Here is a 26,686-nt window from a genome sequence, read left to right as displayed (position 1 = left end):
GGCCCTTGCTTATGGTGTACTATGTACTCCTATAGACAAGGATAGCATCTGTGAGCAACGCAATTGAATTCATCGAAACCTCGATGTTTACACGCCAGATCAAGGCTCTCGCAACAGATGATGAACTGCGAAGCCTGCAGGCGATATTAATCGAGTCGCCGGATAAAGGTGATCTGATCACGAACACAGGTGGGCTCCGCAAAGTACGCATGGCGACGGGTAACCAGGGCAAGAGCGGCAGTGCGAGAGTGATCTACTTTTTGGCTACACCTGAGGTGATCTACCTGGTGATGGCATACCCGAAAAGCACCAAAGACAGTCTGACTGACGCCGAAAAAGCAGAGCTGAAGCTGCTCACTCAAAAGCTGAAAAAAGAGGTGTGATATGAGTTTTTTTAATGAGTTAAAGGCCTCTCTTGAAGAAGCCGTGGATATCCAGAACGGTGTTAAGCCGGCTGCTCGGCGAACTCGATGCGAGCTGGCCGATGTGAAAGCTATTCGAGCCCAGTTGAATGTTACCCAGGGTGAGATGGCAAAGGTGTTGGGCACTAGTATTGATACGGTGAAAAGCTGGGAAAATGGACGGCGTAATCCTACGGGCCTTGCCGCCAAGGTGCTTGCTACGGTGAAGGCAAATCCTGAATTTTTCCGTGAGCTGTCAGCGCACTGAGGCATCCCTCGCTTGAACCCTTTGAGCGCCTTCCTCGCTCGCCGGTGACTCATCTTTCTGGCCGTGTATGAGAAGGCTTTGACTGTCGACCTGTTCAGCGTGGATCGATTGATCAACGCGCTCGCCCAGGGCGGCATGCACGGTGAGGTCAATGTCAAAACTGCAGCTTGATTCAGGTTACATGTGGTTGCGATTCCTGTAGTTTCGACTTCTTTTAGCCTGGGTCTGCTTTATGCCTGTCGATCCTGACCTGCCTGGTCTTGCAACACACATCATCCAGAACTACAACAACGCCCAGATCGCGCAGTTGATCAGGATGATCAGTCCTATTTCACCCTGCGCCCTGATGACCGCGGACGAATTTGAGCGAGTCATGGCCGTGCTTGCGGGCCAGACTCGACGTCGATCGTTCTCAGATCGTTCAATAAGTGCTGCCAGGCTTGTCCTGGTCATGGGTGCCAGTGTGTCTGAAGCTGCCTTGGAGACTGGATTGACGCGGCAGGTGGTTCACAGGCTCATGGCACGCATCCGGGCGCGCCTGACGGACCTGCCGCCTGATTGGGTCAAGGTTGAAGCCTGGCTTCCTCCTGCAGCAGCTGGTGACGTTCTGGCTTTGGCTCAATCACTCAGATCTGCTCGATCGCAATAGGAGAGGAGTGCCCTGGCTGTTTCAGCCTCGGTGCGGCTCGACCGCTGACAACCTCTGACGTGCGTTCCCTTCGCTGCGCTCAGGGCCGGGCTTTCGTGCTGCGCATCGAGCCAGGCCATGAAGCCGGCCCGTCTCGCCCCTTCGGGCTTCAATCCTCGCCGGCAAGCCGGCTCTAACGCCTCCGGCCTCTCGGCCTGCGCGCTCCGCTTGCCGTCGCTGCCTATACCTCCCGTATCACCTGCAGGCTTTGCTGCGCACCTTTCGCCGTGCGCTTGACGGTAGATCGAGCGCGGCACCTGACAAGGGTTCGGCTGCGCCCGCGACACTCCCCCGTTCAGACTCGCTTCGCTCCCTTAGCTGCGGCCTCGCATCGCGCCCTTGTCACGCACCTATGCGCCCGATCGACCTAAGCGCATCGGCGAAAGGCACTCAGCAAAGCCAGCACAGAGGTGAGACGAAATGAACAGACAAGCAAAGCAACAGCTGATGAAGCGCTTCACAAGCGGTCAGGTCGAGGTCTGCAAAAAGCTGCTGAAACTGAGTCGCCAGGCACACAAATTCACTACCCGCGTCGCCGCTTAACCCCGCTTGCGCCCGACAGATCGGGCGCTACACCAGGAGAAATTTATGCGCATGTCTAGCAACTTCCGTAACCCGTGCATGATTCGCAGTGATGTTGCACTGAGCAACGATCAGATCGCTCACTACGTGCCTTCCATCTTCGCCGAAGAAGCGCACGACAGCCGGTCGGAGCGTTACCTGTACATTCCCACTGTTCAGGTGCTCGATGCGCTGCGTGCAGAAGGCTTCGAGCCATTCATGGCCTGCCAAACGCGTGTACGCGACCAGGGCAAGCGTGAGCACACCAAGCACATGCTGCGCCTACGTCATGCGAGCCAAATTTTGGATCAGGAAGCCAATGAAATTATTCTGCTAAACAGCCACGACGGCAGCAGCAGCTATCAGATGATCGGCGGCAAATTCCGTTTCGTGTGTGCAAACGGGCTTGTACTGGGGGACGTCGCTGCTGATCAGAAAGTGCGCCATAGCGGCCGTGGTGATGTGGTACATGACGTGATTGAAGGCGCGTTCGAAGTATTAAAGCATTTCGAACAGATCGATCACATAACCGATGACATGAAGCATCAACAATTGCACCAGGACGAGCAAGAAGCCTTTGCAATGGCTGCCCTGGCTTATCGCTACGATCCGGCCGAAGGCCCCGCGCCGGTTACCCCGTCACAGTTGCTCATGCCACGCCGTCGGGAGGACCGTAGCAGTGACCTTTGGACCACCTTCAACCGAGTCCAGGAAAACACCATCAAAGGCGGTTTGACCGGGCGCAACAAACAAGGCCGACGCACAACAACGCGGGCAGTTAACGGCATTGATCAGGATGTGAAATTGAATCGCGCACTGTGGGTGCTGGCACAGGCTCTGCAAAGCCGACAGCTCGCCGCCTAATCTCAAGCCCGGACATGATCTGTCCGGGCACACCACACCCTAACGGAGGAGAACACCATGGGCCCCTATATCGTTACCTGGACCATGTATAGCGAAAATCCAGGCGACCACAAAGCCGCCGCCCAGGAAGTAGCGGAGCGATATTTTCAAGAGCGAATTGCAGCAGGTGAGCCCGATACGGCCTGCACGTTTGTGGTAACGAATAGCAAAGGTGAGTCGAGACAGATCGATCTTGCAGTGCACTAGCCACGTAAAGTGAAAAACCTAAAAGCCCCACGATGTGGGGCTTTTTTTTGCTCATGTTCAACGCGGACGAACGTTAAGCCGTTTGTGCTTTAGCGCGAGGGGCAGCGCGTTTACGTGAGGTTGTGAGTTCAGTGATTTCTTTAGCGCTCACGTTCAAGCCTACATCCGCGAGTGCTTGCTTAACCTCGCTGACTGTGTACCCCTTCGTCGTACACAGCGCAACGATTTCCGCTTTCAGTGTTTGCAGCACTTCCGCCTGGCTCAGCTTGTCCTGGCTCAGATCTGGAAGCTCCGCCAGTTTCTGGCGGGCCGCTTCCAACTCTTTTTGGGTGAACGTCTTTTGCTTCGCCATTTCGCGATTCCGAATGATGTTGATCGATCACGGCGCCCGAAAAAAGGGCGGGGCGCCCGTTAGTTTCCGAGAATATCAGGAAGCGGCTCACCGACAACAGCGGGTTTTGCAAGCCAAGCAGGCCGTGATGGGCCAATCAGGCGTGCAAGACCTCAACGGATCGCTTTTCGAAGGTCGAAGCATGACCTCTCAAAAGCGTCCCAGAAGCCTCTAGGCCTATACAGAAGCCCAACCAGCCACCTCCGCAGCCGCTTCTATGCTTTGGCCCTAGGCGCCCTTGAGCCTAAATGCTAGTCTAGAGGCTGAGTTGAGCTCAAAAGATATGACCGGAAATGTTTTGTGGCCACCGCCCGCACGCGGTCGATGTCCACAAAACCCGGATCAGGGCTACGCCCCGACACCCCAGCATCGTCAGTTAGAGTTGAGCCATGTCCAAAAGCGAGTCGCGGCAGAAGGATCAATGGATCAAGGTGCGTTGCACCCTGGAAGAAAAAGCGCTGCTAGTAGAAAAAGCCAAAGCGGCTGAAGTATCTCTTTCTGATCTGATGCGTCGGGCTGCCCTAAATCGCAAGATCAAGACACCGACAGACAAGAAGCTCATGGGCGAGCTTCTGCAGTTGGGCGGTTTGCAAAAGCATCTCTTTAACCAGATGCAAACAGGCATGACTACTGATCTGAGCAAGCAATTCTCCGATGTCCTTGTGGCCATTAAAAAGGCCGTCATTGCCATCGACCTTTCTCAATCTCACGTAAAATGAGTCACCGGTCATGAACGTTATCATTCCTCCGAAACGTGGCGATAAAGGCTCCAGCTTTAACCGGTTGGTGAGCTACATCAGCGATCGTGCGGACAAGCCTAAGGATGATGACGAGGTAACCAATACTGCTCGTTCAAGCCAATCGCGTACCAAGGATGCGATGTTTGATCGACTGGTTGATTACGTAGACCGTAATGAGGGTGATGACCGCGCGGTGGTCATCACCGAGTCTTTTCCCGACGGCCGTCAGCGGTTGGTCAGCGGCGGTATTTCCTGCGAGACCAATTGCTTTTCATGGGAAACTGCGGCTGCTGAAATGAACATGGTCGCCGCTCAAAACACGAAATGTATCGACCCGGTTTACCACTTCATTTTGTCCTGGCGTGAGAACGAACTGCCCACCGATGCGCAGATCTTTGAATGCGCTGAGCATTGCATCCGTCAGGTTGGGATGGAGGGTCACCAGTACGTGACCGCCATTCACCAGGACACCGACAATACTCACTGCCACGTTGCTGTTAACCGCGTTAATCCGGTCACTTACAAAGCTGCCAACCTCTGGAACGATGCTGATTCTCTTCAGAAAAGCTGTCGGGTTCTGGAGCGTAAATATGGGTTTGTCCAGGACAATGGAAGCTGGGAGTGGGGTTCGAACGATCAGTTGGTACGAGCGCCTTTTCACTTCCCCAGCGCACCTCGTGATGCTGTGCCACTGCAGGTCTATTCGAACACCGAAAGTCTTTACCACTACGCTGTGGACGAGGTGAGGAGTGACATCTCCGGCTTGCTCGAATCAAATACCCTAACCTGGGAAAAAGCGCATCAAACTCTTCACGAAAGTGGACTTGGCTTGCGCGAACAGGGTGATGGTTTAGTGATCTTCGACGCTCTGCGCCCCGATAGCAGTCCGGTCGTTAAAGCCTCATCTGTGCATGTGGCCTTGACTAAATCGAAGCTTGAGCCGCACTTAGGCAAGTATGAGGCTCGGCCGCATATTGCAACCGTGAAGTCGGATGGCAGCACCCAAGCTCATCAGGTGCGTTCTACTTACCAACCGCAGTTTGAGCTGAGAGATAAGGATGCCCGGTTTGAGCGCCGGCAGGAGAGGGCAGATGCTCGGCTAGACCTTAAGAAGCGTTACCAGCGCTACCGTGCTGGCTTCAAAAAGCCTGAGCTGAATGTGCTACGCCGTCAGAGAGAAATTGCTGATCACTTCCGGGCTATGAAGGCCACGGTAAGAGATAAACATCGTGACCCTGTGATGCGGAAGTTGATGTATCGCGTAGCTGAATTTGAACGCATGAAGGCAATGGCTGAGCTACGTATTCAGTTGCGTCATGAACGGCAGGATCTCGCAGACAAGGGGATGGCCCGGCCAATGGCTTACCGTGCTTGGGTTGAGCAAGAAGCTTTGACTGGTGACGTGGCTGCCGTCAGTCAGCTGCGCGGATTCGCCTATCGAGAGAAACGTCAGTCAACGCGCCTGCAGCGCGAGGCTGATCGCGTGATCCTCTGCAGCGCTGCGGATGATGCGCCTGTACACGATTGGAAGACCCACGCGACGCAATTACGTCGCGATGGCACCGTCGAGTACATGCGTGATGGGGTTGTCGGTGTGCGTGACGAAGGCGATCGCGTGCTTGTTCGGGAGTCGATCTATGGTGGTGAAGATACGAGCAATTTCGCCCTCGCGATGGCGATCACTAGCCATAAGAGCGGTGAGAATGTTGTTGTCCAGGGCGACGTCTCATTCATGAAAGATGCGCTCCATGCGCTCCATGACTTCAATCGTGAGTATGGGATGTCCCGGTTTGAGCCGACCCGCGAAGATCAGCGCCTTTATCTCGAATACCTACAGGACAACGAGAGACATGAGGTGCAGCCAACGCGAGACGCATCCGCTGATAATTCTCTTGCTACCAGGCCTGAGATGGGGCCTATCCCACGACCGTGAGCCATGCGTTTTTGGCTGATGCGATGTCGCATACGGCTTCATCCAGTCGCGTGCTCTACCTCCTAACTTTTCTCAAGAATTTGGTGGATACGTACCCATCGATTAAGAAGCCTTCGTGCTCATATGAAACGTAGAGCCAGGTGCGGTCTTCCTTGTCTAGAACCACCACTGGGGCATATTTTGGTAGGGTCAGTAGCACAGCAGACTTCATTCCAGGCTCTACCCTCAGGCGGACGTCTGAGCCAGTTACGAGACGAATATCACCTGCCTTGCCTGCTAGATTGGAGCGGATGAAGCGCTTAAGGCTCGAAAACGAATATGTCTCTGGAATGCGCTCATTAATATCCACCAACCCAGCTCGCACGTCTTCCCAGTCCTTTACTATCGCCAGTGCTGGCAGGATGAAAAATGCCCACAGAACCAGCAACCACGTAGGGACGCTTGAGAGTCTCGGCTTTGCACCGGGCGTAGGCTTTATTTCTACATCGTAAAAGTCCCCGATCGAGACCTGGTTGTCCTGGTCAACAGAGACGTCCTCCAGATCGGCTGCGGCCATGGCCACTTCTGGTGGCTCGTGAGGGCGCGTGGCCAGCTCGCTCAGCAGATCATCTAAAGTCAGGCCCGCAGGAAGCGTCCGTTGGGCAAGCCGACTGAGGTAAGCACTTTTACCAATAGCTGTGGCTTGGCCCTCTAGCAGTCCCAACATATCCGTGCGCCAAGTCCTGGCCTGCTCAGCCAGTTGGCTCACTTGGTCCTTGTTACTCCAGGCCCTGGCCTGCTCAGCCAGTTGGCTCACATGGTCCTTGTTACTCCAGGCCCTGGCCTGCTCAGCCAACTGGTGCACATGGTCTTTGTTGCTCCAGGCCCTGGCCTGCTCAGCCAACTGGTGCACATGGTCTTTGTTGCTCCAGGCCCTGGCCTGCTCAGCCAGCTGGCTCACATGGTCTCTGTTGCTCCAAGCTTTCGCTTGTTCGATCAGGTGACTCAGATGATCACCATCACTCCAAGCCTTAGCCTGTTCAATGAGCTGTTCTAGCTTATCCCTGTCGTTAGGGGTGCCAGATCCATCGATTGTTTCGTTCATTTTTCACGGCGCTCCGCTATCAACCAATGGTGATCACTTTATTCTTTTGCGCAGCCGAACAAACAGGAGTTGTACTTAGTTGGAGCGGCCTGGTAAATCAGGTTTAGATTTAAAGGACTACGGTTTTTAAATTAATACCTAGACAGCAATAGACGCCTATTAAGAGTTTTTGTCCATCAGGGAAATAATAATTGTTTGTGCAGTCATGGCCTTGTCATATTGAATCTCAAGCGTTGCCTCTGGGTGCAAACTATCCTTGAGTTGGTATAGGTCCCACGCAAACATTTCCAAAGCGACCAGCTCAAGAGGTGACTTAGAGAGTATCGGAGTGCCCAGATGTTTCAGAGCGTCTTCGCGGCTATGCACTAAGTTTAAAGGGTCAGGCAGAACGTCTTTTAGTCCACTACTTCTCGCCCGGGTGCTTTGCATCGACAACACGATACTTTCGAATCGCATCGTCTCGCTCCAGAACACGAGTTCTATTCCGTTATCCAATAGGATCTCAGCCGTATCTTCGTCGTCATAGTGATGTACTGGCTGCGACTCACTGATGATTTGGTTAGTTACCATTGCAGGGTAATGGTAACCAAGATTACGAATGAGCTTTTCTATCTCTTTTTTGTCCATGAAGCAGCAGCCTTGGTCTAGGTCGGTCAAGGGGGGTGTTTCTAACAGATTAGAGCCTAAACTGCTTGTGCTATCGGCTTTTTTGAGGGCGAAAAACGGCCTCTCGGGCCATCTTGCAGAGCTTTTCTAGCTCTCGGGGGTCGTCTATAGCAAAAATTGCATCAACGAGGTCTGACCTTAGGTCGATGATCAACTGACGTTCCATATCTACTTTCCCTGGTAAAAGATCCATTGGCGTGATTGAGAAAAACACGGCCATTTTTACAATTTGCTCACCGTCCGGTGCGTACTCGCCTCTCTCGTACCGTCCCAGCGTAGTCACCTCGCAGCCGATAGCCTCAGCTAGGGCTGCCTGGGTCACATTCTTCTGTTTTCTGAACGTTCGGATGCGTGAGCCGATCAGCTTGCGGATTGAGCTCGACATTCATTGCCTTAGAAAAACCTTCATTTTCAGTGCTTTGGACGAAAATAAAACGTCATAAATGCACATTGTGCAAAACTGCATTGTGTGGAAAGTGTTTATGTCATAAAATGCACCAGTGGCACAAAGCCATTGATTTATTGTCACCTGTACATATAATCAGTACCCCTCGTTTGGATCCGTTCGGTTCCGCATACGATTTCAGTTAAGGCGCCACGGCGAATTAGTGGCGGCGCGTGCCCAATGGAAGGAGCAAGACTATGATGAAGTGGTATCTCATCACCCATAATCTCCATGCTTTACAGGTAGTTACAGCCAGAATGGCGATCATGGAGGTCGAGTACTTTGCGCCTACTAAGACGAAGGTCACCCGCCGGTCTGATTGTGAAGGTGTCCGCACCACCCAAACCATCCTGTTCCCCGGCTACCTGTTCGTGCGCCTGGATCCTGAAGTAGTGCATCCGTCTACCGTGGCGGATATACCAGGGGTTAAAGAGTTCGTCAGGTTCGGTGGTGAAATCTGCACTATTTCAGGCTCATTGATTGAAGCCTGGCGACAAGGGTTGATGCTGCGGCCTAATAAAAATGTCACTCAGATCGAGTACAGGAATGTATCGCCCGCTTTGCTTTCAGACCTTGAATATGTGACGTCCCTCAAGTGCAAGCTTGCGCGACAGTCTGCTTTGTTCGAGGTGCTACAAAACCATATCGGCAAAAACAGCTTCGAAAACGTTAATCAGCTAGTTGTCTCTGTCCTAGAGCATCCAGTTCTTGATGAAAGAATCAATTAGTCACTCAAATCTGTTTGGAGGTGTAATTTGGCAGCAAACATGAATCCCTTAGGCTTAGAGCTGAAGGCTAAAAAGGTTGTCTACGTTGGAGAGGAGCGCTTCACTAAGTTGATGGGGCACGCGATTGAGCTGAGTAACAATACGCGCGTTCAGATCACTACGACGCAATTCGCTCAGCATTTGGTTGATCACTACAGTGAGCTGGCTCTTGCAAACTGGATGCAGACACTTGCCGCTGCAGCTGTCAAAAACCAACCCGGCGCTCAAGAACAAGCCGAGACCAGCATCCAAAATTGCTGATCTAAACACCTGCTACAGTCCCCCCCTCGATTGTTACATCGTATTTCTCTCGCACCCGCATCCCTCTCATCCTGCTCAACACCCCTTTTGGTCCGAAGGCCGTTGTACGAGCTCTGGATTTGATCTTCTACTGAAGAAGCGATTCAGCATCCCGATGTAATGCAATGCCCCGCGCTATACGTTTCAACTCCTATTAACCCCCTTCACTCGCCTATGCGTTTCTAAACCGGCGCGGCTGAGAGGCACCTATGAGAAAACCCCTGCTGCTAGCTGCAGCCATTTCATTGATAACAGGTTGCACAACGGCTCCACCCTCCAGCACCGTCTCAGCAGATCAGTTGATTGACGAGCAGATCGCTGTAAGCGCGTCGACGTTAAGTCAGGCTCAGCTGCGCTTGCATCAAACCGCAGCACCTGCAGCAAGCGCTCCCCCTGCTGTTGCAGTATCCACTGTTACAGCTGCAGCGGCCGTCAAGCCTGCTGCACCTGTAGTGGTCATGCCGGCACCGGCTCCAGCACCCAAAATTGTGGAAGTAGTTCAAGCCCACAATGGCCCGAGCCCGGCTGCTCAGGTTGTTGCTGACGCACTGAAGCCGTCATCTTTGAGCAAGGCGGGCAGCACCTCCGCCGTGCCTCTTGCAAAGCCGGTCTCCACCACTTTGGCGGTTAAAAGCATTGCTTCTGCGCCGGTACCACCAGTTGTGCTCGCCAAAGCCACACCGCCAAAGCCCGTAGCTGAGCAGTGGACGATGACGACCTCCGACGTCACGTTGCGCCGTGCGCTGGGGAAGTGGGCTGCTAGGGCTGGCTGGCAGTTGGTTTGGGAGGCATCAGTAGACGTGCCGATCAATGTCACCGCGACATTCGAAGGCGACTTTCGTACTGCCGTTAAACGCCTATTCCAGTCCCTTTCCGCTGCTGATGTAAATCTGACCGGCATGCTCTATGCCGGTAACCGAGTCCTTCGCGTCACCGAGTCCGGTCGCCGCGCTCAATAAATCCTGGAGTTATTCCCTATGACTTCGTACATGAAACGAAGCCTTGCCGTGGCTGTTGCATTGGCACTGTCCGGGTGCGGCGCGCTGACCGAGCGTGACGGTATTCGCGGCGCCTCGGCGGAAGGCAACCAGAAGGTGCAAGACAGCCTGACCCGGCTGCGCCAGGAAGATCAGCTGCGCGGCGCTGCGGTGCGCGAGTTCGATGGCGTTTGGCTGGGCGGTAAAACGGTAAAAGTCTCACGCGATGCTGAGCTGCCGGCTGTGTTCAGTCAGCCGATCCGCTTTTCCTTCCCAGACAAACCGACACTCAACGTCTTTGCCGATCGGATCAGCAAGATCACTAACCTTTCGGTGCGTGTCAGCCCCGATGCCCTGGTGCCAATACAAGTCTTCACAGCCCAACGCATGGGCGCCTCGGGCGGTGCACCGGCACTGCAGGCCCCTTCGCCGATGGCCATGAGTGTTCCCCTGAGCGGTTCGCTTGGGCAGTCGGTACCAAGCCTCGCATCCATGCCGGGAATGAGCGGTAACGGCTATATGGCCGTAGCGCAAGGCAACCCAGCACCGCGTTCATTCTTTCTCGATCAAGCCAGCTCGGCAGGGTCCACCCTGAGCGAACTCCTCGATCAGAGAACAGCTGAGTACGGTGTCGGCTGGGACTTCAAGGACGGGATCATCCAGATCTCGCGACTGGTGACCCGGACTTACCAGATCGCAACGATCACGGACATCAACGATGTCAGCAGCACGATCGCCAAAACCGCCTCCACCGGTGCCAATGACAACAGTGGAAGCAGCGGCAGCGGCGGAACGAGTCAGGCAGGTCAGCTTTCGTCATCGTCGGATGTGTCGGCCAAAATGACGGCAAATGTCGATGTGGTTAAAAACCTCAAGATCGCTATTGCCGGCGCGTTGACCCCCAATGGCATCGGCAAGATGTCTATCTCCGACTCAGGCGTCGTGACCGTCACAGACACCCGTGAAGTCCAGGAACAGGTCGAGGAGCTGATGAGCGCCGAGAACAAGTCGGTCGGACGCCAGGTGCGCATGCGCATGCAAATCGTTGACTTGACCTCGACGTCCGATAACGACGCCGCCGTGAACTGGTCGTGGCTGATTAACAACGCGGCTTCGAAATGGAATGTGAACTTCTTCTCACCGGCGGGGCTACCCGGAGGGTCTACAGGGTTTGGGCAGTTCGGTGTCATTCGTAACGGGGACAATTCAACGACGTCCACTTTCCTGCAGGCGTTGGCCACCGTAGGCAAGGTCAACATCCGCAAGGATGAGACGTACTCGATGATGAACAACAGGCCCCTCTCGGTGGCAAACACGGAAAACTTCATTTATCCAGCCCGTTCCACATCAGCCTCATCTAACGGTAACAACAACAGTACGACGGTTGTCCCGGGTGTTGAGCCTGGTCAGCTGACCACGGGCACGTTCTTGAACATGCGTCCTTCGATCCAGCCCAATGGATCAGTCATCGTGCAGTTTTCGATGGACGCCTCGATGCGTGGTGCGACTAACACCTTTGTCAGCAACGGCGTCACGCTGCAGTACCCGCAGTCGACAGCGAACCAGTACCAGTTCTATGCCAGCGTGGTTAGCGGTGAAACGACCGTGCTCGCCGGCGTGCAGAACGTTCAGCAGCAGACCACGGACAAGTCATTTGATGGGCAGTTGACCCCATTATCAGAACTCGGCGCCTCGATCGCAGCCACAGCGCGAGTCCCGACCAGCTCCGCAGCCAATGCCGCAGTCGAGTCCTGAGGATTTTCCAGACGATGACATCCCATTCATGGACCCCTACCGTTTTAGCTGGTGGCTGGTTTAGCGGCCAATTCGCATCCTAAAACCACGCTTGGCCATGCCTACTCAGTCATTAAAGCAAGGGCGTGGCATCAGCTGCGAATGGGACGAACCAATAAAGCTGATCAATTGGTAGCGTCGCATAAATAAGTTATGTAAGTTACATCATTATTCAAATGGGCAGGAATTTTATCCTATGATTTTACTGTTAGGTGGGGAGAAGGGAGGAAGCGGTAAAAGCTGCCTCGCTCAAAATTTGGCAGTCTGGCTGCAAGCACGCGGCGGGGACGTTCTGCTGCTCGACGCTGACCCGCAGGGCACTACAGCGGATTGGGCCGCAGAGCGGTCCGCTCAAGGTGATTTGCCAAGCATTCCTGTTGTGCAAGCCCACGGGAATATCCGGCAAACGTTGTCAGATTTGCGTAACCGATATCGGCAGATCGTGGTCGATGCCGGCGGATCTGACTCTGAAGCCTTACGTTCAGCGATGACTGTCGCAACTCATATGCTTATCCCCTTTAGGCCCAAAAGGCGTGACTTGAAAACGCTGCCGAAGGTCGACAACCTAGCGCGCTTGGCGACGGCGGTAAATCCTTCGCTCACCGTTCGAGCCGTTATCACTCAATGCCCTGCGCTCCCTAGTCAGATTCAACGAATTCTAGATGCCAAAGAAGCGTGTAAGTCCTTTGGTATCGAGCCCCTCACTGCAATCACTACGGCTCGGAACGTATATGACGATGCAGATGAGGACGGTTGCTCCGTGTTGGAAAGCAATACAGATCCTCGCGCAAAGGAAGAAATTGAGTTGCTGGCTGATGAGTTGTGGGGGGACAGAACATGGGCTTGAAGGATTTGATTCGTAAGCCTGAGCAGGTGACGCGAACCCGCGAGGAGAATGATGAAGCAGCATTGGCCTTCATAGCTGCCGCACCCGTTAGCGCGACACACAAGCCCAAGCGCAAACGTAAAAAGGCACCGACTTTCGTGCGCACCACCTTCTCCCTGTCTAAGGAGTTGAACAGACAGATCGACAAAATTTCGCTGCTGCCCCGATCTTTTCGAGCTTCTCGCTCGGATGTAATTCGAGCTGGCGTCATTGCGTTGCAACAACTCGATAAGGCCGACCTGCTGGCATTACTCGAGACCGCTTCCAAAGCCGAGCCGCTCGATGTCACTAAGGAAGATGACAGAGAAGAGTAAGGTCACTTATAGATGCTTTGGAGTTTGGGCCCTGGACTCTTTAAGCCTGGGTCGAACCAAAACCTAGGCCCTCACCACTGCCAAACCGCCAAGGTAGCGCAGATGGCGAATACTCTGAATCCCCACCATTAGGGCATATCGCTAGAACCTGCCCGGTGTCGAGCCAAGTTCTTGTGCACGCACATGGTCACAAAGAGCTGTGGCATGTGGGCTTCGGGCTGAAACGCCTTCTGTTCAGGGTATGAGCTCGACACTACGAGCGTAAGAAGGCGCCAACCTTCGACGCTCCTCCTCATGCCCCTGGCTGTTCACGGGATCATTGCGCGTTACAGGTTTGCTGTCTGTTCATACCGCGGCAGGCTTAGCTTTTGTCACTTAATTCGATGTAACAGTGCACCGTCAGAGCTTTGGCTTTCTATTAGGTAACTGATGTAACTTACATAAGTTATTCGCTGTTTTTTCTTGCAGCCCTTACGCGGCGCACCATTCAGCAAGACTGTCGAGCATCTCTCCTTCAAAAATAAACAGGTTAAAGGGCTATGCTTTTCGTTGCGGAGAGGTGTTCGCGGTGATAGTGTGCCCGCAACTTGGCTGTCTGCCAGTCATGAACGGCAAATCGGCAGTACTGAACAGTTTGCAGGAAGGGTAGAAATTTCGGTGAGATGAACAAAAAGCGGAAACCAAAAAGCCCCGGTTGGCGCCGGGGCTTTTTGGAAAATCTTGAACAGGCCCTTAGAGATGGGAACACCTGTTCAACACACATAACGTGAACCGATTATGGCCTTCACTGGGGCTTCCTGCAACCTCAGATTGAATCCAAGATCGGTTCACCGCTGACATGCGGATATACGGACATGATTCTGAACAATGACGGTGCCATGGATCCAAAAAGCACCGAGCGCAGTACCCCTGAATTGCCCCCCTCCCCCTGCGTTTCCTGCCCGTCCCTTGACCACCTGGTTTATGGCGGTGCTGCATGAAACGCAACCTCACAGTCGTCAAACTCAACCCCGCTGACCCTCATTCCGCCCTGCGCAGATCCGCCCGGCAAATGCCGGCACGCTATGCCACTGTTCGTCACCTCAGCGAGAAGCAGCTGCGCAATCCTCTGATTCGTTCCGCCCATGAACGCTTGAGCAACATAGTGGCGTACCGTGGACAGTACCTGCGTGGCTTGGACTCGGTGCATGGCGATCGGCGTACCCGCGTCGAAGTCTTCCAGGCGATCGAGCGTGTCGCCGAGCAGTTGCTGGTACGTTTGGACTTGGCCAACAGTGTGCTGGGCTATATCGATCCCGAAAACGGCCGCTACGTTCTTAACACCCAGCGCAACATCGCCGAGGACGCCGGGACTATCTCAGCGCCGGCGCTGTGCCGTCTTTTCAAGACGCTGGAAGCCGCCGGCTATGTCTATCGTCGAATCGAGCGCATACGCCTGGACGAAAAGGATGAGTACGGCCTGCACCTGGTGCGTACCCGCGTGCTGATCCGCTTCACCAAGCAGTTCTGGGCCGATCTGGGCCTGCGTTATGTGTATGAGCGCGTGCAGAACGCCGCCAAGAAGCGCCGCGATGTGCAGTTGCGTGAGATTGGCCAGCGCCGCATGGCTGAAATCGAACGTCATTCCCTGGATCTGCAGCGCCGCACAATCTCTCGCAAGCGCTGGCAGGCCAAGGAAGCCCGCGACGCACGTGATCCAGCGCAAGGGCAGCTGGCCTTGCCTCAACAGATGGCAACTACTGCAAAACAGCTTGAGCCCGACATTCTTCCCGAACGTATGACCGGTCACCAAGCGCTGAAAGCCATTGGCGCCATGCTCACCCGGAAACCCGCCGGCAGCTGATTCGCTGGTGATCTGATTGGCAGAGCCACGTCCACTCGTTAACCGAGCGGGAGGACTGTAGACACCTGCCCCCTTTTTTCGTATCTGCTCACGCGGAGGCTTGCGCTCGCTTGTAATTCGGGTCAGAGCATGGCAGTGATCGAGCTGTGCTCAGTGGACGGGAAAAGCGCTGCGCAGAGCGTCGATTTGCGCCCCAGGCGGCCCTTTTAGAGAGGTGGCCTCGCAGTAGCAGGCACCGCCTGTGGATGATGTGGATTAGATGAAATTTTATTCCCCCTCCAGTTAACCCCTTCGGGATAAAAAAGAGCTTTCCGAGGTGAAACACCTCGAACAGCAGTAATGCACCGCGCACTTCGTGCCTTCGGCACGGCGCGGTAACGCTGTCTCAAGATTCAAAGAAAGCCCGTCTAAGCGGCCCAGGGCGATGAAGCTGCCCTGCCCTGGCCTGCGGCCACCCTGCGGGCGCTAAGACCCGGATAAATCGCCCCCGACCGGCAAACCGGCCGAGTGCTCAACCGGGCGCGTGTGCGCGCTGGCTTAAGATAGATGCATTAACCTCAAACCCCGAAATGTGCCTTCGGTGAAGGCATGCTTTTTGAAATCTCGGACCGGCCTGCCACTACGTTGGGCCTCCGACGACGGCTCAGGACTTTTGCAGGCGACTGCAGATGGTATCCAGGCTGGCCCAAGGGGTAGAAGCCGTCGATTCATAGCCGCAACCCGGGAGGTGCGGAAAGTCTTCTACCTTGAGCTGTTCAGGCTGCCGGCCGTGGCAGCAACGGCATTGAATGGTATGCGCGTCCAGCTTCCAGCGATGTGTCCAGATGATCAGATCGTCAGCGGCGCTCATGATGGCCTCGATTTAGGGAATGGAATACTGCCTTTGGTGGAGTCGGTAATCCGAAATTCCCTGGTTAACGCTGAACGGTCAGGATCTCTGCCGGAGGATGCGCAAATCGTACTTCGAGCAATCTGCCGGTTGCGTAGTGCCGCGCCGGTCGATGCTGCGGCTGTCGGATGGTACTTGCAGCTGTTCGAACCATTGCGATACTGTACGTACATACAGTTAAATGAGTTTCGTTTCATGGCAAAGGCTTCCGCACCGCGACCCCCGACATCCTACGAGCTGCTGACGATCAGGCTGCAGAAGGCAATCAACAACCCGATGTCGCAGAAGCGCAAATACGCGATTTTGGAACGTTTGCCTGAAGATCGCGCGGACGATTGGTCGCAGATCCTCGAAGAGCTGGATGATGCCGATAACGTGACGGTGGCCCACCGGGATGATGGCAGTGTCCAGGTGTTCTGGACGGTTGTTAAAGACGACTGACGCAAACTCTGTTTCAGCCCGCTCTGTGCGGTTTTTTTTTCCACCTCGCACAGGGTCATGGCATGGCATTTTCGATTTTGGGACAGCTGCAGGAAGGAGCTAGCAGATGCCGCTCTACTCTTTCCAGGTGCCTGCCGGTTTCCCCTCCCCGGCTGCCGATCACATCGAGAAGCATCTGTCGCTCGATGAGCTGTTCGAGATTCGGGCGCCTCACGTTTACCTGGTGAAGATCGAAGGAGACAGCATGGAAGGCGCCGGGATCTTCACTGGCGATCTGGTAATCGTCGATCGCAGCCGAAATGCCGAGCATGGCGATATCGTCATTGCAGCCTTGAACGATGAGCCCGTGTGCAAACGGCTCTATATGCGCGACGACCATGTAATGCTGCTGTCGGAAAATTCCCGGTACCCGGCTCGCCATGTCATGGAATGTGATGAGCTGGCCATATGGGGTGTGGTTCGCTACAGCGTTCGCGATCATGAAAAAACTTGAGCCGGTCTTCGCGCTGATCGACTGCAACAGCTTTTATGCGAGCTGCGAGCGTGTGTTTCGTCCGGACCTGGCCAAGGTCCCTATTGTCGTCCTGAGCAACAACGATGGCTGCGTGATTGCCCGCAGCTACGACGCCAAACCCTTTGTAAAGATGGGCGCGCCCTATTTTCAAATCAAGGATCTGCTGCGCCGGCACGGCATCGTCGCGTTCAGCAGCAACTACGCGTTGTACGGCGATATCTCCGAGCGCGTGATGAGCGTCATCGAGTCGATGGTGCCGGAATCCGAGACCTACAGCATCGACGAAAAATTTGCCGACCTGACGGGCATTCCGGGCGACCTGACCCAGTTCGGGCGGCAGATCCGCAGCAAGGTGCTGATGCACACTGGTATTCCAGTGGGAGTGGGCATCGCGCATACCAAAACCCTGGCAAAGCTGGCCAACCACACCGCCAAGAAGCTGCAAAACCAAACCGGTGGCGTCGTAGATATCTGCGACCCGGCCAAACGCGACTGGGTGCTAAAGCGCTGCGATGTGGGGGATGTCTGGGGAGTCGGTAAGCGCATGAAAGCGCATCTGGAGGCCATGGGCATCAAGAAAGCCATGGACCTGGCCCAGGCGGACCCAACCCTGCTCGGCCGTAAGTTCAGCGTGGTGATCGAGAAGACCGCCCGTGAGCTGGCCGGCGTGTCGTGCCTGGAGCTGTCTGACGCTGAACCGCCAAAGCAGGAAATCTGCTGCAGTCGGATGTTCGGCAAGCGGTTGAGTGAGATTGAGCCCATTCGCGAGGCAGTGGCCACCTACATGCAGCGCGCAGCGGAGAAGCTGCGCGCCCAGCACTCGCTGTGCAAGAAGGTCCGCGTCAGCATCCGCACCGGCATGTTCAATCCCGATGAAGCCAAGTACGCCAATGGCGCCCTGGTGGAACTGCCCTACCCTACCAACGACGTGCGGTTGATGACCAAGGCCGCGATTCAGGCGGTAGATCGTTTGTTTCGTCCAGGTTATCGCTACAGCAAGGCCGAGGTGCTGCTGATGGATCTGCGTCAGCCCGGTGAATTCACTGACGATTTGTTTGCCCAGGTCCAGCCGGTGACGGCCGATCGCATCATGGGGGTGCTCGATGAAATCAACGAGCGTTGGGGCCGTGGCACGCTGCGCGCTGCAAGTGTGCCGGCGGATCCAGACTGGGCGATGCGACGAGAACTGATGAGCCAGAGTTTCACCACTCGCCTCGATCAGTTGTGGATTGCAAAGGCCAATTGATCAATAGCCGTCTGGCCTGGCCCTGCAACGATCCTGGTAAGGGTCAGTCGAAACTTCACCCGATCAACTCGGGCATTTCTGGATCTTGAAGCCTGCCAACCTTTGAGGGTTGATCAATGTGCAGCCATTACGAAGCCCCCTCCCCTGCAGCGCTCGCTGAAGCCTTTGGCGTTGAGCCTTACGAGCAACTCAAGCTCAATTTGTGGCCCGGCTATTTTGGTCCCTTCCTGCGCGCCGCCCCTGACGATGAGGAGCCAAAAGGTATGACGAGTGGTTTCGAGGTCGAATCCGGCTCCTTTGGCTTGATCCCAGGATGGAGTAAGGACGACAAGATTGCCCGACGAACCTACAACGCCCGATCGGAGACGGTGGCCAACAAACCATCTTTCCGTAACGCCTGGCGTCATGGTCAACACTGCATTATTCCTGCTGCAGCCGTCTATGAACGCCGACTGGCGTAGTCGCAAGGCTGTGCCCACTCGGATTGAGCGCACTGATGGGGAGATTATGGGGATCGCGGGGCTATGGGAGCGCTGGAAAAACGCAGATGGGGAAATCGTATTCAGCTACACCATGCTGACCATCAATGCGGATGACCATACTTTCATGCGCGACTATCACCAGGTCGACCACGAGAAAAGAATGGTGGTGATCTTGCCCAAAGGTGCGTATCGCGACTGGCTGAAAGCCGCACCTGGCGAAAGCATGGAGTTCATGCGTCAGTACCCTGCTGATCGTATGTCCGTGTCCAATCATAACGACCATTAAGCAGGTCGAAACGGATCCGCCCCTTCCCTGCGCTTGTTCAAGCCATGGGATTTACTAATTAATAATTCATATTTGCCAATTGCCATTAAATAAGCCCATTTGGGCTTATTCTTCGCTTGCATGTAGGCCCATATGGGCCTATTATGTGCTTGTTGGTGGCACGCAGAGAGCCACTCGAACCTGAGGAGGCTAGCCGTTGCCACCGCGAGGAACGAGATGAGACTTTCAGATGTAGCGACCATTCGGACGGATTTTCCAGAATCTCATTTTTGGATAACCCGCCGGGCTTCAGCGGATCGATGTGGAGCGCCAGTACGAGAGTTCAATCCTGAACACATTGGCATACTGGTGAACCGTATAGACATCCTTCTCCCTGACTTCCTTTTCTACTCCTTGGTGCATGTACATCAATCTGGTTACTGGAAAAGGTTAGCAACAGGGACGCTGAGTTTGGTCAACATCCGTGTTTCAGACGTTCAGCGGATCGAGCTGTCGCCACGGTAAGGGGAGGGGCCTCACGGCCCCATTCTGTGATGAGGCGAAAAAGGAGCCGTGCTAATTGGTAATTGGTAATTGGTAATTTAGAATTGATGGAGGAGGACATGAAAATTGACTTGCCGGATATACCAAGGCAACAACGGTTGATCTTCGAGATGGCCACTCAAGAGGCCGTGAAGCAGCTTGAGGCTAATCTGAAAGCTCCGCAGCTGCCCAGCCAGGACGAGATAGACGAGTCGTTGTATTCGCGGGCACATCTACTGCGCAAGCACGAGGGGTGGGAACCCCCGCATCCTGAGGTCGTGCGGGCATATTTTCGCCATTTTCAGTCGCACTTCGAGGCCTACGACACGGACAAGAAATTGGCCAGCTTACTCAAGATTGCGTCTGATCGGAGAATTCGAAAATTCAAGGAGGGTAGCCAGGACATACCGTATGAGATCTGGCGAAATTTCCTAATTTTGACTGGCCGGGTGCCACAGGAAATAGTGAAGGTCATTGCCTTCATGGGATGAGAAAGATCGAGAAATGTGCCGGGGAATGGCTGCAACCACCCCCAGCGTGAACACAATTAACCTGGTGGAAAAATCATGCCCGATGCGAAATGTATCACAGCGCGCCCTCTACTGCTGCGCGAACTCACCAACCCAAAATACCGTTACTGGCTCAAGCAATATGCCGGTGAGATTGCCCCTGCCTGCGTCGCGGAAGCTTTGATGTCGATGTTGGACAAAAGCCGGGCATTTGCTAATATTAATTAATAGTTAGTAATTCACAATTGTGAATTCGTATTTCGAGGTTTGTATGGGCGATATCGTGATCGTTGGTGGAAACAAGGGCGGCGTTGGCAAGACCACAACCGCGGTCAATTTGTCAGTCGGATTGGCAATGGAAGGTAAAGACGTGTGCCTGGTCGATGCAGATCCACAACGAAGCGCGTCGAAGTGGTACGCCGAACGCGAGGCGTCAAACATCACGCCTAAAATTACCCTGCTGGAAAAGCGAGATAACATCACGGTCACTTTGAGAACGCTGAGTGAAAAGTTCGATTACGTCATTGTGGACGTAGCTGGAAGAAACTCGCGTGAGCTCATTACGGGCGCCGTTGTCGCGGACGTCATCATTGCTCCTAACCAGTGCAGCCAGCTGGACCTGGACACGCTTGGTGAACTGCAGGAACAGGTGCTGCGGTGCCGAGATCTGAACCCAAGCCTTAAGACGTTCGCCTACCAATCCATGGCGTCGCCCAACCCGTCAGTTCGGAAAACGGAACGGAAGGAGTTTCTGGAATTTCTGTCTGAGTTTCCTGAAATTCAACCCCTGAACTCAGTTGGGTTTTACCGAAAAGCCTATAAGGATTCGATTCCATTTGGGACGTCGGTGTTGGAAGGGAAAAACCGTGAAGCCGCTAACGAAATCAAAGAGCTTCTGAGCGAGGTGTTCCATGGCCGTTAAGAAATCGAGCGAAACGGCTACTAAGAAAGCGAATGTTAGCCAGGAAGAATCGGAGCGTTTGGCGAGTGAGCTGGCCGATAAACCTTACGGCTCTCAGCCTCAAGTGCGGGCTCCAGACAAAAGGAAAGCCGTTCCCATTTCGGTTAGTTTGCCTCCCAGCATGATTGAACAGATTGAGGACGTTGTGCTCGCAAACAAGCGTGGAGGCATGCCTAACAGAACGGTTAGCGCCCTCATCAGAAGCGCTTTAGAAGCCCAGGGATTTAAAGCGAAGTGAGTAGCCATGCTGGAGGTTGGTAATTACTAATTAATATTTGCTAATTAGTAATTTGACTTATGACGTTAGGTTATCGGCTGATATTGGTAAGCCAGGGGAGGGAGATCTTTGGACGATCCAGATGATCCATACCGTGAGTTCAACGCTGAAGCTGAAGCATATCAACAGGAAGTGAAGAGGATCGAGCAGGAGCGTCGACTCACTTCGTTGTTGCAAATGCTGGGGGCAGTGACCGGTGAAGCCGTGCCTGCTGCGGATGAGGCTTGGATGGCCTCAATCGACCCCCTTTGGCCCATAGCAAGCGTAGATCGACCGACTATAGGAGCACATCAAAGATGGGCTGCATTTGAAGAGCGGCACCCCAAGCTTAAAGCGATTCCACCCTCGGAACGAGCTGAGCTAGCAAAGCAGGCTCACCCGGGTGAAAGTTGGAGCGAGCTTTTGTACCGGCTTGGTTATTCAAAACAAGGAAAATCGAAGTCCTAACGTGTTCAAGCGGAGCGCACCATGGCCACCGAAGATAAACAGGATCAATGGGCCGGGTTCATCACGGCCTGGCACACATCAGTCGAGGACCGTAAGGCCCTTTTGCGGGATCCAGAGGCGCATACCACGGCGTTGACCGAACAGGCAAAACAGGCGTGCGCCCAGGGCGTCATTACCGACGAGGATTTGCGCGAGCTGCTGGAGTCGGTCGATTCGGCGTATGCCTGGGCAGTTGAAGAACAGCTGACCCGCGAGCTAAACCAGTAGGGCGGTCAGGGCAGGCCTTACTTGGCTGTCGACCAAGCGGCGAATCGCTGAGCCTCTCTAGATGCGTTATAGGCTTCGTCCAAAGCTATAGTGAAATCTATTTAAAGATAGCGATTTATGCTATATTTAGTTAGGTCTTGTTATTTATAGATGAGGTTGTCATGAATCCGTACAGTAATCCCTTTGCCCCTGGCGCAGGTTTTCCTCCACCCGAGCTAGCTGGCCGGGACCCTATTTTGGATATGGCTCGTATTTCTTGTGGCCGTGCAGTGAGAGGAAAGCCGGCTCGGTCGTTGATGCTCTTGGGCCTACGTGGAGTTGGCAAGACGGTTCTGCTCAACGAAATCGGGAATATTGCGAGGGAGCATGGAATGCTCGTATCCCAGCTTGAGGCGCCCGAGAAAAACACGCTCTCTACTCTCCTTTATCCTGAGCTTCGACGGGTGATGCGTTCCCTATCCGGTTTCGAAGCAGCAAAGCAGATTGCAAGTCAAGGTATGGGAGCCCTGCGCAATTTTGCCTCGATGTTCAAAATCGACATAGGCGGAGTTGAGGTTGGTGTTGAAGCTGCAGAGCCCGGGCTGGCTGATAGCGGCGACCTTCAGCACGACCTACCAGACCTATTCAATGTAATTGGTGAAGGCGTCAAAGCTGCTGGTAAGGGATGGGTTCTTCTCATCGATGAGGTTCAATACCTCTCTGAAGATGATCTATCTGCGCTGATAGTGTCGATGCATCGGATGGCTCAACGCGGTTTGCCTGTGGTTTTGGTTGGGGCTGGGCTTCCGCAGGTTGCTAAGTTGGCTGGTGAGGCTAAGTCGTACGCAGAGCGACTGTTCCATTATCCAGCTGTCGGCCCGCTCGATGAAAAATCCGCGAAACTGGCAGTACGCAAACCTATTGAAGAGGAGGGGGAACAGATAGAGGATGCTGCTCTCGATTCAATTTTTGCACGAACGAAAGGTTATCCATTCTTTTTGCAAGAATGGGGTTCTACCTCATGGGATGTAGCACCTGGTCCTGGAATCACACTCGCTGATGTAGATCGCGCTTACCCTGAAACCCTTGCCCGTCTTGATGAAGGATTTTTCAAGGTTCGGTACGACCGGCTTACCAAGGCCGAGATCCAGTTTGTGAATGCGATGGCCGTTCTTGGTGATGGTCCTTATCCCATGGCAGGTATTGCTAAGGGGATGGGGCGCGATCAGTCCTCACTGGGGCCAGCTCGGGCCAACATCATCGCAAAGGGAATGATCTACAGCACAGATCATGGCTACCTGGATTTCTCGGTTCCTCTTTTCGCTGAGTATCTCCGCCGTCGCGGTGAATAAGGAAATGAGGATTAAAAGCAACCTCTCAGTCTTCTAAATGTGTCCCAGGGTTTGCTGGCTGCTGCCTTGCAGGGCGAACCCCTGTCCACTACCTCCAGGCTTCCCGTCATAAGAAACGCATCGGTATGAGAAATGGTAACGTTACGGAAATTTTTTATAGTAACGTTACCTTAATTGATGAAGAACCCAAGTCATGGCTGATATCCCCGAGGCATCCCCAGTAGAATCGACTCAAGCTGGCCAGGAAAAACGTAAGCCTGGCCGGCCATCGACCGGTAAGGCGCTGTCCCGGGCGACCATTCAACGTCAGTACCGTCAGCGCATTAATAGTAACGTTACTAAAAATACCGTTGAGGCTCTGGACGAGAACATGACCTTGCGCGCACAGGTGCTCCAGCTGATGAACGAGCTGGAAGATGCGCAGATGAAAGCCCGGGTAGAATTCGAGCTGGGGGAAAAAGCTCGAGCGCGTGTCCGAGAGCTCGAACGGCGTTTAGCGTCTGTTCAGACTGGCTCAAAAAAGGGCCCGGCCAACGCCCGTTATGAATTTCAGACCCGAAATTATTCGGATGGAAAGTGGTCTGGAATGGGTGCTATGGGACCAGAGTACACTTACAAGACGAGGTCCGCGGCTCTGGCAGACCTCAAGCTGTTTACAGAGGGAAAGGACGATGCGCCCTATCGTGTACTGGACCACAAAACCGGCCAGATCCTGACGGCGTGAGCAGGGTCCCGGGTTGATTTCAGCCGGCGCCCGCTTTGCTTTGCTGCCTGCCTATTAATGGTAACGTTACCTAAACCTTTCACTTTTTCCGCGCTGCACACACACCTCAATACTTCACCCTGAACGTGGGTGAGTCCTCAGGCCGGTTCTGCCGGCGATCGTAGATCCGCGTCGTGCTGATATTGGGGTGGCCCAGCCAGGCCTGCACCTTCGCGATATCCGCTTCGTGCTCCAGGGCATTCGTTGCCGCTGTAGCGCGCAACCCGTGCACCCCCAGCCCCGCAACCTCTATCCCCGCAGCCTTGGCGTAATGCCCTACCACTGCGTAGATGCCATCGGCGCTGATCCCTGCGCCCGTTGTGCGGCCGCGCAGCGGGTGGAAGAGGGGAGCCTTGCCGTCCTGGTGATCATGGTCGGACGCTTCCAGGTAGATGTAGATGCGTTCAGTGGCCACCGGATGCAACGGCAGAAAGCGCAGTTTGCCGCCCTTGCCGTGGATGCGCATGTGCTTGATGCCTCGACGCTCCTGCAGGTCGGCGAGCATCAGCTGCGCGGCCTCTTCGCGGCGCAGCCCGTGGTACAGCAGCACCGCCAGAAGCGCCCGATCGCGCTTACCTTTGAGCGTGTCCGGATCTGGCGCATCGAGCAGGGCCTTGGCCTGGTGATCACCGAGCGCCGGCGTTTTTCCTTCATTGGTTTCGATACGGGATCGTTTGACGCCATGCACCGGATTGCCGCCGGTGACCGCATTACTGTTGAGCAGGTGGTCATAGAGGCTGGCCAGCGCCGCCAGTTTGCGGCGGATGGTTGCGCCGGCTAGGCCCCGGCGCTCCAGATCTGCGCGCCAGGCCAGTACGTGCGCCCGGGTTACCGAGCGAAATTCGTCTGCAGTCGCCAAGCCCACGAAACGGCAGAAGTCCTCAAGATCGCCCTGGTACGCACGCCGGGTGCGCAGGTTGTCGATATTGGCGAACCACTCGACGGCCGCCGGCACGGTGGCCAAGTGCTGGAATTCCGCAGCGGTTAGCCTGCGTTCTTGCTGGGTAACAATTCCAGTCACGTCATACCCCTTGCCAGTTATTGCGATGAACCTCGCGGCAGCGGTGGATCACTTGCGCTACGAGCGGATTGCATGGGGTAGCGTGTATCCAACTATCCTCAAAAGGTGGCAGCGGACCCACGGCTTGCAGCACCGCATTCAGCTCCAACGAAAGCAGGACCAGCGTTTTGAATGCATTAGAAGCTTGGAGTTGTTCGAGCTGTTTTCTTTGGGCATCCACTTCGTCCAGGTGTACGTGCTTGCCGTTCCATTCTTTGGATTTGTGATGCACCAGAGCGTTACGTTCTTTGACCAGGCTCTTCAGGCCATTGATAGCAGGGCCGTCCTCATTCAGCGATCGACCACAAACCAAGCGTGGGACGACTAGCCATTTACCCACCACATCCAGCTTATCTAGATAATTTTTGGCTAGGGGCTCTCCCAGCTGGAGGGTGGCGAATTCAAACGCCGCAGCTTCCAAGGCCATCGCGCAGAAGACGACGGTTTTTATGGCTGCTACATTTTTTCTAGTTTTCTGCTCGGCGTAGGCTGTCGAGTCGACGGGCCATTCATGCCTCGGGACCGGATTGGCCTGCTCGAACAATAAGGAGCCAAACGCCTCCTCCGCGATTTCACAATAGGTGTCCACCATGGTGTCGACTAGGACCCAGCTATCGCGGACCTCAAACGGTTTGGTCGTGCCCATGACAACCTCTTAGAAAACTAACGAGGGGAGCCTACAGAATTCGGAAAAAATCGTACGCTAAGGTTTTCCGATCAGTCATAGGCTCGCCAGTTTGATGTGTTCCGTTCCTGGCCCAGCCAAAACCTATCGGTCTTCGCGGGTGTGCCACAGGCGCAGCAGGTAGATAGTGGAATCCACTATCTCGTAACGCATCTCGTATTGGCCGATCTGAATTCGGCGTACATCCCTTGGTTCGAACTCTTCTAGTCGTTCGCCAATGCGCGGATTGGTCAGCAGCGTGGTAGGTGCTGCTGTAAGTTCATCTACATAGCCTAGGGAGGCCCCTTGCAGGGGCAACGTATCGGCTATGTCCGGGTCAACAGCTACGAACAGAACCCGAAATGTCAGCTGAAACAAAACGAGGTGAACAAACTGTTCACCGACAAGGCCTCTGCCAAGGATACCCAGCGTCCGTAACCGGAGGCCATGCTTGGCTTCGTCCGTGAAGGTGATACGGTCGTGGTACACAGCATGGATCACTTGGCCCGCAACCTGGATGACCTGCGCCGCCTGGTGCAAAAAAATGACCAAGCTCGGCGTGCGTATCGAGTTTTATAAGGAAGGGCTGGTATTCACGGGAGGTGATTCGCCGATGGCCAACCTGATGCTGTCGGTCATGGGAGCCTTCGCCGAGTTCGAGCGAGCGCTCATTCGCGAGCGAATCGCCCAGGCCAAGCAACGCGGCGGTTACCGGGCTCGTAAAAAAGCCCTGTCCGACGAACAGACTGTCGCAGTCCGGCAACGGGCCGCTGTCGGTGAACCAAAGGCCCAGCTAGCCCGTGAGTTCGGTATAAGTAGGGAAACCCTTTACCAGTACCTACGCACGGATGACTGATAC

34 protein-coding genes and 2 pseudogenes are annotated in these 26,686 nt (G+C 54.6%); 28 read left to right on the top strand and 8 right to left on the bottom strand.

Translation table 11 applies throughout. The annotated features are described in order from the left end of the window. Positions 1–50 precede the first annotated feature (50 nt). The 6 genes from BBI10_RS17985 (at position 51) to BBI10_RS17965 (ending at position 3,028) form a co-directional block, all read left to right on the top strand. Positions 51–383 (top strand): type II toxin-antitoxin system RelE/ParE family toxin, encoded by a 333-nt coding sequence (locus BBI10_RS17985; RefSeq protein WP_065990708.1) that lies wholly within the window; start codon positions 51–53, stop codon positions 381–383. A 1-nt stretch (position 384) separates the two neighbouring features. Then, on the top strand, positions 385–669 hold the full coding sequence (nadS, locus tag BBI10_RS17980; protein WP_065990706.1) for a NadS family protein: 285 nt from the start codon (positions 385–387) through the stop codon (positions 667–669). A 232-nt stretch (positions 670–901) separates the two neighbouring features. Further along, on the top strand, positions 902–1,318 hold the full coding sequence (locus tag BBI10_RS17975; protein ID WP_065990704.1) for a TrfB-related DNA-binding protein: 417 nt from the start codon (positions 902–904) through the stop codon (positions 1,316–1,318). A 459-nt stretch (positions 1,319–1,777) separates the two neighbouring features. After that, positions 1,778–1,900, top strand: a complete 123-nt coding sequence (locus tag BBI10_RS28255) for a hypothetical protein (protein ID WP_279615261.1) — start codon at positions 1,778–1,780, stop codon at positions 1,898–1,900. Between the two features lie 45 nt (positions 1,901–1,945). Next, complete coding sequence (locus tag BBI10_RS17970) at positions 1,946–2,782, top strand: DUF932 domain-containing protein (RefSeq protein WP_065990702.1); 837 nt, start codon at positions 1,946–1,948, stop codon at positions 2,780–2,782. Between the two features lie 57 nt (positions 2,783–2,839). Further along, positions 2,840–3,028, top strand: a complete 189-nt coding sequence (locus BBI10_RS17965) for a hypothetical protein (RefSeq protein ID WP_065990696.1) — start codon at positions 2,840–2,842, stop codon at positions 3,026–3,028. Positions 3,029–3,101: 73 nt separating this feature from the next. On the opposite strand, the gene BBI10_RS17960 is transcribed toward BBI10_RS17965, so the two are convergent. Continuing rightward, positions 3,102–3,380, bottom strand: a complete 279-nt coding sequence (locus BBI10_RS17960; protein ID WP_065990692.1) for a mobilization protein — start codon at positions 3,378–3,380, stop codon at positions 3,102–3,104. Positions 3,381–3,808: 428 nt separating this feature from the next. On the opposite strand from BBI10_RS17960, the gene mobA reads away from it, so the two are divergent. Together mobA and traI are read left to right on the top strand one after the other, a co-directional pair. Next, entirely contained in the window at positions 3,809–4,138 is a 330-nt protein-coding gene (gene mobA / locus BBI10_RS17955) for a plasmid mobilization protein MobA (protein WP_065990690.1), read from the top strand. Between the two features lie 10 nt (positions 4,139–4,148). Next, positions 4,149–6,092, top strand: coding sequence for a TraI/MobA(P) family conjugative relaxase (gene traI / locus BBI10_RS17950; protein WP_065990688.1), 1,944 nt, complete (start codon positions 4,149–4,151; stop codon positions 6,090–6,092). A 55-nt stretch (positions 6,093–6,147) separates the two neighbouring features. Here traI and BBI10_RS17945 read toward each other — a convergent pair whose 3' ends face one another. From BBI10_RS17945 to BBI10_RS17935, 3 genes are all read right to left on the bottom strand, one after another. After that, positions 6,148–7,176: an SH3 domain-containing protein gene (locus BBI10_RS17945; RefSeq protein WP_065990686.1), complete on the bottom strand. Its 1,029-nt coding sequence runs from the start codon at positions 7,174–7,176 to the stop codon at positions 6,148–6,150. A gap of 159 nt (positions 7,177–7,335) precedes the next feature. Continuing rightward, positions 7,336–7,803, bottom strand: coding sequence for a DUF6392 family protein (locus BBI10_RS17940; protein WP_065990684.1), 468 nt, complete (start codon positions 7,801–7,803; stop codon positions 7,336–7,338). 70 nt (positions 7,804–7,873) lie between these two features. Beyond that, positions 7,874–8,227 carry a helix-turn-helix domain-containing protein gene (locus BBI10_RS17935; protein ID WP_065990682.1) on the bottom strand — a complete coding sequence of 118 codons (354 nt, stop codon included), beginning with the start codon at positions 8,225–8,227 and terminating at the stop codon, positions 7,874–7,876. Between the two features lie 257 nt (positions 8,228–8,484). Between BBI10_RS17935 and BBI10_RS17930 the strand changes: the two genes are divergently transcribed. The 7 genes from BBI10_RS17930 (at position 8,485) to BBI10_RS17900 (ending at position 15,168) form a co-directional block, all read left to right on the top strand. Continuing rightward, the gene (locus tag BBI10_RS17930) at positions 8,485–9,015 is read left to right on the top strand and encodes a transcription termination/antitermination NusG family protein (RefSeq protein ID WP_065990680.1); all 531 of its coding nucleotides are present in this window, start codon (positions 8,485–8,487) and stop codon (positions 9,013–9,015) included. 27 nt (positions 9,016–9,042) lie between these two features. After that, positions 9,043–9,315 (top strand): hypothetical protein, encoded by a 273-nt coding sequence (locus BBI10_RS17925; protein WP_141695213.1) that lies wholly within the window; start codon positions 9,043–9,045, stop codon positions 9,313–9,315. Positions 9,316–9,563: 248 nt separating this feature from the next. Beyond that, the gene (locus BBI10_RS26715; protein WP_083233163.1) at positions 9,564–10,313 is read left to right on the top strand and encodes a toxin co-regulated pilus biosynthesis Q family protein; all 750 of its coding nucleotides are present in this window, start codon (positions 9,564–9,566) and stop codon (positions 10,311–10,313) included. Positions 10,314–10,331: 18 nt separating this feature from the next. Next, positions 10,332–12,086 carry a hypothetical protein gene (locus BBI10_RS17915; RefSeq protein ID WP_065990674.1) on the top strand — a complete coding sequence of 585 codons (1,755 nt, stop codon included), beginning with the start codon at positions 10,332–10,334 and terminating at the stop codon, positions 12,084–12,086. A 235-nt stretch (positions 12,087–12,321) separates the two neighbouring features. Then, positions 12,322–12,972 (top strand): AAA family ATPase, encoded by a 651-nt coding sequence (locus BBI10_RS17910; protein ID WP_065990672.1) that lies wholly within the window; start codon positions 12,322–12,324, stop codon positions 12,970–12,972. Further along, positions 12,963–13,325 (top strand): hypothetical protein, encoded by a 363-nt coding sequence (locus tag BBI10_RS17905; protein ID WP_065990670.1) that lies wholly within the window; start codon positions 12,963–12,965, stop codon positions 13,323–13,325. The genes BBI10_RS17910 and BBI10_RS17905 overlap by 10 nt, the downstream gene beginning before the upstream one ends. Positions 13,326–14,376: 1,051 nt before the next feature. After that, the gene (locus tag BBI10_RS17900; protein ID WP_244160394.1) at positions 14,377–15,168 is read left to right on the top strand and encodes a hypothetical protein; all 792 of its coding nucleotides are present in this window, start codon (positions 14,377–14,379) and stop codon (positions 15,166–15,168) included. Between the two features lie 643 nt (positions 15,169–15,811). Here BBI10_RS17900 and BBI10_RS27625 read toward each other — a convergent pair. After that, a complete protein-coding gene (locus BBI10_RS27625; RefSeq protein WP_065990668.1) occupies positions 15,812–16,018 on the bottom strand; it encodes a hypothetical protein in 207 nt (68 codons plus the stop codon). 234 nt (positions 16,019–16,252) lie between these two features. On the opposite strand from BBI10_RS27625, the gene BBI10_RS17890 reads away from it, so the two are divergent. The 12 genes and pseudogenes from BBI10_RS17890 (at position 16,253) to BBI10_RS17840 (ending at position 24,064) form a co-directional block, all read left to right on the top strand. Next, positions 16,253–16,498 carry a DUF1654 domain-containing protein gene (locus tag BBI10_RS17890; protein ID WP_065990663.1) on the top strand — a complete coding sequence of 82 codons (246 nt, stop codon included), beginning with the start codon at positions 16,253–16,255 and terminating at the stop codon, positions 16,496–16,498. Between the two features lie 106 nt (positions 16,499–16,604). Further along, positions 16,605–16,991, top strand: a complete 387-nt coding sequence (locus BBI10_RS17885) for a LexA family protein (RefSeq protein WP_065990662.1) — start codon at positions 16,605–16,607, stop codon at positions 16,989–16,991. Continuing rightward, a complete protein-coding gene (gene umuC / locus BBI10_RS17880; protein ID WP_065990661.1) occupies positions 16,978–18,258 on the top strand; it encodes a translesion error-prone DNA polymerase V subunit UmuC in 1,281 nt (426 codons plus the stop codon). The genes BBI10_RS17885 and umuC overlap by 14 nt, the downstream gene beginning before the upstream one ends. 116 nt (positions 18,259–18,374) lie before the next feature. Continuing rightward, a pseudogene (locus BBI10_RS17875) lies at positions 18,375–19,026 on the top strand (SOS response-associated peptidase). Positions 19,027–19,628: 602 nt separating this feature from the next. Further along, on the top strand, positions 19,629–20,039 hold the full coding sequence (locus BBI10_RS17865; protein ID WP_065990883.1) for a hypothetical protein: 411 nt from the start codon (positions 19,629–19,631) through the stop codon (positions 20,037–20,039). A gap of 75 nt (positions 20,040–20,114) precedes the next feature. After that, on the top strand, positions 20,115–20,285 hold the full coding sequence (locus BBI10_RS27620) for a hypothetical protein (protein ID WP_167355809.1): 171 nt from the start codon (positions 20,115–20,117) through the stop codon (positions 20,283–20,285). A 43-nt stretch (positions 20,286–20,328) separates the two neighbouring features. Then, positions 20,329–20,979, top strand: coding sequence for an AAA family ATPase (locus BBI10_RS17860; RefSeq protein ID WP_065990657.1), 651 nt, complete (start codon positions 20,329–20,331; stop codon positions 20,977–20,979). Next, on the top strand, positions 20,969–21,256 hold the full coding sequence (locus BBI10_RS17855) for a ribbon-helix-helix domain-containing protein (RefSeq protein WP_065990656.1): 288 nt from the start codon (positions 20,969–20,971) through the stop codon (positions 21,254–21,256). Before BBI10_RS17860 ends, BBI10_RS17855 begins: the two co-directional genes overlap by 11 nt. Before the next feature lie 108 nt (positions 21,257–21,364). Continuing rightward, entirely contained in the window at positions 21,365–21,742 is a 378-nt protein-coding gene (locus tag BBI10_RS27310) for a hypothetical protein (RefSeq protein ID WP_141695212.1), read from the top strand. Between the two features lie 21 nt (positions 21,743–21,763). Next, positions 21,764–22,009 carry a hypothetical protein gene (locus BBI10_RS17850; protein WP_065990654.1) on the top strand — a complete coding sequence of 82 codons (246 nt, stop codon included), beginning with the start codon at positions 21,764–21,766 and terminating at the stop codon, positions 22,007–22,009. Between the two features lie 161 nt (positions 22,010–22,170). Then, positions 22,171–23,340 carry an ATP-binding protein gene (locus tag BBI10_RS17845; RefSeq protein ID WP_065990652.1) on the top strand — a complete coding sequence of 390 codons (1,170 nt, stop codon included), beginning with the start codon at positions 22,171–22,173 and terminating at the stop codon, positions 23,338–23,340. 193 nt (positions 23,341–23,533) lie between these two features. Continuing rightward, a complete protein-coding gene (locus BBI10_RS17840; RefSeq protein WP_065990650.1) occupies positions 23,534–24,064 on the top strand; it encodes a hypothetical protein in 531 nt (176 codons plus the stop codon). 106 nt (positions 24,065–24,170) lie between these two features. On the opposite strand, the gene BBI10_RS17835 is transcribed toward BBI10_RS17840, so the two are convergent. From BBI10_RS17835 to BBI10_RS17825, 3 genes are all read right to left on the bottom strand, one after another. Then, a complete protein-coding gene (locus BBI10_RS17835; protein WP_083233160.1) occupies positions 24,171–25,124 on the bottom strand; it encodes a tyrosine-type recombinase/integrase in 954 nt (317 codons plus the stop codon). Position 25,125: 1 nt separating this feature from the next. Next, entirely contained in the window at positions 25,126–25,809 is a 684-nt protein-coding gene (locus BBI10_RS17830; RefSeq protein WP_065990647.1) for a hypothetical protein, read from the bottom strand. A gap of 123 nt (positions 25,810–25,932) precedes the next feature. Then, on the bottom strand, positions 25,933–26,157 hold the full coding sequence (locus BBI10_RS17825) for a type II toxin-antitoxin system RelE/ParE family toxin (RefSeq protein ID WP_228022317.1): 225 nt from the start codon (positions 26,155–26,157) through the stop codon (positions 25,933–25,935). On the opposite strand from BBI10_RS17825, the pseudogene BBI10_RS17820 reads away from it, so the two are divergent. After that, positions 26,134–26,683, top strand: a pseudogene (locus BBI10_RS17820) (recombinase family protein). The gene BBI10_RS17825 and the pseudogene BBI10_RS17820 sit on opposite strands and share 24 nt — an antisense overlap. Positions 26,684–26,686 lie beyond the last annotated feature (3 nt).

Source organism: Pseudomonas graminis, from assembly GCF_001705435.1.
GTDB classification, from domain to species: Bacteria; Pseudomonadota; Gammaproteobacteria; order Pseudomonadales; family Pseudomonadaceae; genus Aquipseudomonas; species Aquipseudomonas graminis_B.
The sequence above is the reverse complement of the archived record's forward strand: the minus strand, read 5'-3'. Positions and strand labels throughout refer to the sequence as shown.